The sequence below is a fragment of the Shewanella benthica KT99 genome (genome assembly GCF_000172075.1).
GTDB classification, from domain to species: Bacteria; Pseudomonadota; Gammaproteobacteria; order Enterobacterales; family Shewanellaceae; genus Shewanella; species Shewanella benthica_A.
Window position 1 is genome coordinate 19,387 of record NZ_ABIC01000047.1, and the last position, 7,700, is coordinate 27,086.

The 7,700-nt window shown below is 44.5% G+C and carries 5 protein-coding genes and 3 pseudogenes; 1 reads left to right on the forward strand and 7 read right to left on the reverse strand.

What is annotated here, in order from left to right:
• Positions 1 to 70 precede the first annotated feature (70 nt).
• Positions 71 to 2,674 carry a PAS domain-containing protein gene (locus KT99_RS16755; RefSeq protein ID WP_005502352.1) on the forward strand — a complete coding sequence of 868 codons (2,604 nt, stop codon included), beginning with the start codon at positions 71 to 73 and terminating at the stop codon, positions 2,672 to 2,674.
• On the opposite strand, the pseudogene KT99_RS16760 reads toward KT99_RS16755, so the two are convergent.
• From KT99_RS16760 to KT99_RS16790, 7 genes and pseudogenes are all read right to left on the reverse strand, one after another.
• A pseudogene (locus KT99_RS16760) lies at positions 2,671 to 3,078 on the reverse strand (putative ATP-dependent zinc protease); the annotation flags it as partial. The gene KT99_RS16755 and the pseudogene KT99_RS16760 sit on opposite strands and share 4 nt — an antisense overlap.
• A 175-nt stretch (positions 3,079 to 3,253) precedes the next feature.
• Entirely contained in the window at positions 3,254 to 3,625 is a 372-nt protein-coding gene (locus tag KT99_RS16765; RefSeq protein ID WP_005502354.1) for an STAS/SEC14 domain-containing protein, read from the reverse strand.
• Positions 3,626 to 4,023: 398 nt separating this feature from the next.
• A pseudogene (locus tag KT99_RS16770) lies at positions 4,024 to 4,384 on the reverse strand (DUF3802 family protein).
• A gap of 116 nt (positions 4,385 to 4,500) precedes the next feature.
• Complete coding sequence (locus KT99_RS16775; protein ID WP_005502356.1) at positions 4,501 to 5,076, reverse strand: YceI family protein; 576 nt, start codon at positions 5,074 to 5,076, stop codon at positions 4,501 to 4,503.
• 568 nt (positions 5,077 to 5,644) lie between these two features.
• A complete protein-coding gene (gene pdxH, locus KT99_RS16780) occupies positions 5,645 to 6,286 on the reverse strand; it encodes a pyridoxamine 5'-phosphate oxidase (protein WP_005502357.1) in 642 nt (213 codons plus the stop codon).
• Between the two features lie 30 nt (positions 6,287 to 6,316).
• The gene (gene speB / locus KT99_RS16785; protein ID WP_005502358.1) at positions 6,317 to 7,252 is read right to left on the reverse strand and encodes an agmatinase; all 936 of its coding nucleotides are present in this window, start codon (positions 7,250 to 7,252) and stop codon (positions 6,317 to 6,319) included.
• Between the two features lie 24 nt (positions 7,253 to 7,276).
• Positions 7,277 to 7,700, reverse strand: a pseudogene (locus tag KT99_RS16790) (adenosylmethionine decarboxylase); the annotation flags it as partial.

A 7,700-nucleotide genomic window follows, 5' to 3' on the forward strand; every position in this document is an offset into this window, starting at 1 on the left:
TAAACCTGATGTTTTTCATCTATGGTAGAATACTATCTCAATGATGAGAGTAAAAAGGAAGTATGCCTAAATGGGAAATAATGGCCCCAATGACCCGCGCTCTTTCAACACACATTGGCTGAACAGCTTACCCTTTAAGTTTTCTATCATTCAGTTCTGTATCGTAGTCCTGATCATCGCGTCGAGTACCTGGCTTATTCTATCCATAGAGAAGAAGCACCATCAGGAGACCCAAGTGTCCTTGAGCCAAAATTTAGGCTTGACCATAGTCGCTCAACTGCAGCAAATCACATCAAAAATTGAAGCCCTCGCCGCCTCAATGGCCTCTATAGGCGTCACTTATGCACATTCTCCATCGCAACTACAAGAGATCATCCCCGCCCTCCTCAATACCGATGGACAAAAATCTCTGATAGCGGGGGGAGGAATATGGCCAGAGCCCGGTGCGTTCGATTCATCTAAACTGCGTAACAGTTACTTCTGGGCTCGTAATGAGCAAAATAAATTTGAGCTGGTCTACGGATATGATAATACCCATGGATCAGGCTATCATTCAGCACTCTGGTACAAACCGACGCGTTTTTATCCTGTCGGCACCACCTACTGGTCCGATGCCTATATCGATCCACATACCAATGAAACCATGATCACCGCTTCGGTCCCCATGTGGTTAGAGCACCAATTTATCGGAATATCGACGGTCGATCTGGCGCTTTCATCACTAAAATCATTTTTTAATAAGTTAGCGCTGCACCAAGGTTATCTGTTTGCACTCGATAGTAACAACAACCTCTTGGCTCATCCCTATGATTCAGAGGAGCAAGACTCAAGTAAACCCTCGCCTTACTTGAGTCTTCCCTTCGAGACATTCACCCAAGATCATCCTGCATACGCCTCAATCCTGGCTGAGATAGAGAAAATTGATGCGCAATTCCTAAAGCATGCGAGGTCGAGCAGCACCTATGATAAAACCCAATTCGATACTCTGTTAAATACCCTGGATGTATCTAAACGAGACAGGCTCTCGGCGCTTATCAATGCCAATGCTAGGGGAATATCGCCAAATTCTGAACGCATCACTAGCTTTGTCTTAGACCAAGACCCTCTGCTCAATGAGCCAGTATTAGTCTCAGTATTTCACATGCCCAGAACCTACTGGAAAATAATCTTAGTGACGCCACTGAGTGAAGTGGGTAATAAAGAGCATGCAATTGCGGCAAAAATAGGTATGCTTTTGCTGTTAACTCAATTGATTGCCCTTGTCGTGCTATTTATGTTCCAGCATAGATTATTTATCCAACCCATCTCCAAGATGGTTGAGTATCTGCAAGAGGGCAACATAGCGAAATTAGAGCTAACCGCCAATCAACGCAAAGATGAGATAGGCAAGCTAGCCAAGGCATTTACAAGAAGAAATCAACAACTTGAAATAGCTTATGCCAGTTTAGATGCCAGTAACCTGGCGCTGGAACAGCAACTAGCGATGCAAAAACACGCTCAAATTCAATTGAACAAACATAAAAACCAGCTCAATGACCTACTCAACTCATCACAAAATCTCATCTGTATTAAGAACACAGAAGGCTGTTATACCTTAGTGAATGATAAGTTCTGTGAGGTGTTAGGTCTTGAGCGGGACAAGGTGATCGGGGCTAAAGACAGGGATCTTTTTCCTGCCCACATCGCCGAGATCATTGCCAGTCATGACAAGATCATTGCCAACACTGAAACACCGCAAAGTTTTGAGCAACCCATCCCAACCAATCAAGGTGAAATCACCTACCTGATCACTAAATATCCCATTCAGGATAATGAAGGAAACATTGTTGCTTTGGGCGCCATGGCGTTCGATATCAGCCATATAAAAACGATTAACCAGGAGTTGACCAACCAGATTGAACAAGTCAATCAACACTTGGTTCACCGGGAGGTGCAGGTGCAACAGCTCAAGATGACGCTACGCCAGGTTGAGCTGTCGAGCATTAGCATAGAAAAACACCAGCAACAACTGCAACATATCGGGGTGCAGAACCATAAGTTAATGCCCCAACTAATTACCGACATCTTACGCGAACAACTCAAAGAGCATGAACTGCTCTTCACCAAGCTGAGTCTGGATAGCCCATTGCAACGGGGGGATGAGCTGTTGGAGCTTAAGCACCTTGTCACAGAACAAACCGATAAGCTTCGTCACCTGCTCTACCTTGTGGTGCCTCAGAGCGAAGCGATTAAGTCAGTGCACATCAACCAGTTTGTGGAACATCTGTTAGCCGTATTAGCCCCACAACTCGATGCATACAAGGTGAAGGTTAGCCTGGAATGTTCTGAGAAATTGACCTTACAAGTCTCGCCCTGGTCGCTGTTACTGCTGTTTTATAAACTGTTACAGAATACCTTATCCCATGGTTTCACCATGGACACAAAGCAAAATGAGATCACTATCTCAGTGCATAAAGACGGCCAACAGCTAGTGGTATGCATCAGGGATAATGGCCTAGGTATCGAACCTTCGCATCTGGAAGAGATAAACAAGCAGATTAAGGAACACACGAGTACAGGCACCCTGGCAGAGTTAGCCCTCTGGCTGAAAATTGAATTTGAAGGAGAGTTAAGTCTTAGCTCTAAACAGGCCAAATACACAGAAGTAAGATGTTTACTGACTATTGCTGATTAACGCTCTACGTCCACCAGGTAATGGCCCTGCAACCAGTTTCGTCCTATGAGTAACTTATAACTCATTTTACTTCTGTCCCTGAGGTTCACTTTCACCTTATATTCCTGATCAGGTTCTCCAACCGTGGGCTCCACCATATAGCGGTTCTCGCTGCCCTGAGCATTACGGATCAGCGATATCTCGACAATCATGGCCTGTACGCGATGAGAAACACCTTTCTCATTCTCTGTGGTAAAGCTGAGCATCTTGCCAATATTGGCGTCCATGTCATCGACACCATTGGCGACGTTAAAATCGACTGCATGAAGTGAGTTTTCTACTACGCCGGTATCGATTCGTGCGACATAAGTAAACTTAGTCTCGACCACAGACATCTCTGCCGTCGGACCTATGATGGTTTTATCTTGTGCTAACGCAGGTGTAGAGAGTAACAACATACATAAACCTATTTTTTCAGTATTATGTTTACCGACTCCAAAAATAAAAAAAAGAAATCAAACAGTAAAAAGGCCGACCCAAGAGCCGACCCGATACTTATATGGAATGGTATAAAGTGGTTTCCATTACCATGGCGAGAGATTAACTTTCGTTATCTGCAATCCATTGTTCAGCCAAATGGCTGCTGCTTTTATCGAACACCTTAACCGGACAGGGGATCATATAAGCCATCGCTTTCGCCATGCCAGTGATCCACTCGCTGTCGGTAATGATGACGACTCTGGAAAAATCAGTCAAATGAAAAAAACCTAACATGGCATCATCCCATAATGTTTCCACCTTGATGCCTTTAAAGCCTTCGTCAAACTCATACCAAAGCTTGATCGACGCATGATCTTTAAGTCTTGCTTCGATAGCAGGCAATAAACGCTTGTCATAGTCATCGCCGGTGACAACACCAGAGGCCTTTATCGCCACGGTATCGTGATTAAACCCATCCAAGATTTCTAGCATGTTGCACTCCTTGCAAGCCTTTTAAAAGCGAACTATCAGTCAATAAAATAAAAAACGAACAAACTCAATAGGCACAAAATACACCAATAATGAATCAGGTGCTTGCCTAAGTCTGCACCCGTTTTAAAGCACCTGAAGTGCCGGGAAAATTGCACACCTAGCCAAACAAGTATAAACGGAACAAACGGAAGTGGCACCACTAATGAGAAAAAACCCCATCCAAGGTCGAACGCATTCACGCTAAAATTGTGAATTGCCCACCAAAATAGCAAGAATGGAAATGTAAAATACCGTAACCAAATATAAAATCCAGCTAGAGTAAAGTGTCGATAAAGGAGTGTCCCGAATCAATAACGCGACTCATATTGCGTACATTGACGATTTAAATTGGCTAATGTTTACTGCGATGCGTCCACAAGTTTAGCGATTTCTTGATCGAACAGGTTTTTAATCAAACCAGAGAATTCAGTGATAAACAAGGTCTGCTCGGGTGTGGCATTTCTTTTGCCTACACTGGCTAAGATCTCTTCGAGATCATAGATCTATCGCATCAATTTCACGGATCATGGTATTTCTTTGTGCAAAAGTCAGAGAAGGATTTTGACCACACAACATGATGATCTGCGCCGATAACAGCTCTTCGAATAGTTCCATCACGGTATCTCCCGCCACAGAAACCACCTCTTTCCCCTCAAACAGACCTAAATGCTCTGTGAGGTACTGAATGAGATGCATATATCCATCTTTATCTGTAACCATCTTAAACCTTATTCACCTTTTCAATTAGAGCATGCTAGATGCCATGCTCACCGCCCAGTCTATCGAAATTTTAAACTGTTTTCATCCTAGGTAAGTTAATTTGTTACATCAAGCATTTAACGGGTTAAATTCAATACAAATGACACCGGAACAGCCTGACTTATCGAGGTCAAGCCCGCGATTGCTGTTAATTTCTCAATGCCTGGCGTCAAAGCAAAATTCGCCGCGTTGACTATAATGGGTTGCATACTCACCACTAAGAGCCGATTTTCTGACAATTTAGCAATAGTGACTCTAATAGGCAGTGTCTGTTTCTTACCGTGCATCGATAATTCGGCAGACAACTCCATGACACTCGTGCCGCCAACAGCAATATCGGCAAGCTTAGACAAGTCGATATTTGAGCTCAACACTAACCTCGGATACACACCCACCTCAAAAAGCAGTTCCTTCATCCGGGTATCACGGATCTCAATATTGGTCCATACACTCGCCAAGTCTATAGTCAACGCAAATTTGCCACTGTCATCCAACTGACCGGAGAAAGAGTTAAAATGATGCACCTCTGCCACGTTGATTTTCTTTGTTGAAATAAAATTCACATTAGAATTTTTACTGTCAACAGTCCAAGGTGTCGCCGATGCGGCCCCGCCAATTGAACATAACAAGATCCCTATCAATAACTTATTCATACTTGCTCCCTCTATTCATTGTCATAATCGAAATATGATTCGTTAGTAATACCATGCCATATAAGTATCTGGTCAGTTCAGAGACTCTCAGTTTTTTCAATTCAAGGCGCATTGATGAGGAAATGGTTATTCCCTTTTAAGTCAATGCAACACAAAAGTGGAAACACTGAGAGCCTCACGCAGTGCGGCTGATGTTTAAAGCAAAGGGCAAAGCCCTTTATGCTACGTTGAATGTTCTCGATATACGACTGCATGGTCTATTTTGTTCCATACAAAATAAGACATTTCCCTGACCCATAGGGATATGGGAAATGTATGGAACGCTTAAGACCATGGAGGTCAGATGCAGGAGGTACGAGCCCATGGACGGGTGAAGGTAGAATAATGCAGGAGCAAATATAGACCTTGCCTACAGTGCTTTGAACTCCCGCTGAATGATCAGATACTTACTCGGAATGGTATAGACAGTATATAAATGAATTTACATAAGTAAATGCTGATAAAGCAAGTAAAAAAATGACAGTGTCATCGCCACTGTCATTTTTTACGTAAGCATATGTGTGAATCTTTAAGGTGCGAGCCTACAGATATCCCAGCCAGCCGCTTCTTTGGTATAGAGAAAACGGTCATGAAGACGTTTCTCTCCTCCCTGCCAAAACTCAATACTAGTTGGCTTAACGATATAGCCGCCCCAAAACTTAGGTAAGGGCACCTCACCTTTGCGAAATTTTGCTTTCATCTCAGCGTACTTGCTCTCTAGCGCCTGTCTTGCAGAGATCTTACTCGACTGCTTAGAGACCCAGGCAGCGATCTGGCTCTCTTTGGGACGAGTGATAAAGTATTTCATTACCTCAGCTGTCGACAACGCCTCGGCCTCGCCTGTGATGGCCACCTGTCGCTCTAGTGAATGCCAGGGAAACAAGATGCTAACTTTTGAGTTAACGGCGATATGCTGTGACTTCCTGCTGGCTAAATTGGTAAAAAATACGAAGCCACCGGTATCGAAACGTTTAAGCAGCACGATTCTTTGAAATGGCTGTCCATCGGCATCGACAGTGGCCAGCACCATGGCGGTAGGATCACTCAGCAAGTCACTGTCCCTTGCCTGCTCCATCCATTTAGAGAACAAGACCATAGGATCACTTGGAAGATCTTCTTCATTGAGTCCACCCAAGGTATATTCACGCCTGATATCACTCAGTTTCGACATTTTTACTTTCCCTACACCAGTCATTAATCGCTATTTTTTATGGGTGTTTCTTTTTTTATCTGCCCACAAATGCAACATCTCGAGCCCCAGAGTCGCCCCCGCCAGAGCGGTGATTTCGGCCGAATCATAGGCTGGGGCCACTTCAACTACATCCATACCGACCAAGTTCATACCGCGCAAGCCGCGTAAAATTTTCATGGCTTTATCACTGGTTAACCCGCCACACACGGGAGTACCTGTGCCCGGCGCGAATGCAGGGTCTAAACAATCGATATCGAATGTCACATACAAGGGCATGTCACCAACACGCGCCTTAATCTGTGCCACGATATCGTCGGCTTGCATATCATTGGCAGTCGCGGCATCGATCACTTGAAACTCATGTGATTCGCGATCATATTCGGTTCTGATCCCTACCTGAATCGAATGCGCGGTTGAAATGAGCCCCTCTTTCGGTGCATGGTAAAACATGGTGCCATGATCATACTTACTGCCTTGGCTGTAAGTGTCAGTGTGTGCATCGAAATGAAGCAGTGCCATCTTACCGTGCTTTTTAAAGTGTGCTCTGAGCAGAGGTAGAGTGACAAAGTGATCGCCACCAAAGCTCAACAAGCCCTTGCCGGCATCGAGAATGGCCGTGGCAAAGTCTTCGACTCTGCGGGTGAAATCTGCCGAATCGCCACAGTCATAGACAAGGTCACCGGCATCAACGATCTTAAGATGATCCTTAAGTTTGAAATCCCAGGGCCAACGGGTCTCTTCCCAGGCTAAATGAATCGAGGCCTGCCGAATAGCGCCTGGTCCCATACGACCACCAGAACGTCCTGTCGTGGCCATATCGAAAGGCAAACCTAAGATCACCACATCGGCATCCGATGCAATGGGATTAAAATTCAGGGGTTGTCTTAGATAACCAAAGGCATTGGAATACAATGAGTAGTCAGGTTTATCTATCATGGTGGTCATACACTCTCCAACGGGTCTAAATATTTATATAATTTGGGTGAAAAGCAATTCATCTTGTTGATCAACATGCTTAAAATAAACATCATAGCCAGCATCTGTGGTAATAGAACAGGTGTTGATGCTGGTATTATCTCGCGATTTAGCGACGAGCAAGGGTCGGTCGACACAGATCAAGTCCCAGCGCTCGGGCTGTAATTTTAATAAAAAGTGCTCGAGTACTTCAGCCGGTAAATCCTTTTCTGTCAAATTGGTCTCAAAACTGCAATAGGAGCTCTGTTCCTGTGGGGTAATGTGCAGGGTGAAATATCTATCTCCTTTAATGCCATTGAGAGAATATCCACATGGGCTAAACAGGTGGTCATCAAATTCGAAATCAATAAACAGGGAGCTCAGCTGCAGGGCATCACGGATCCCCTCTGCAGTCTGCTGGGGGAACGAAAATACTCCG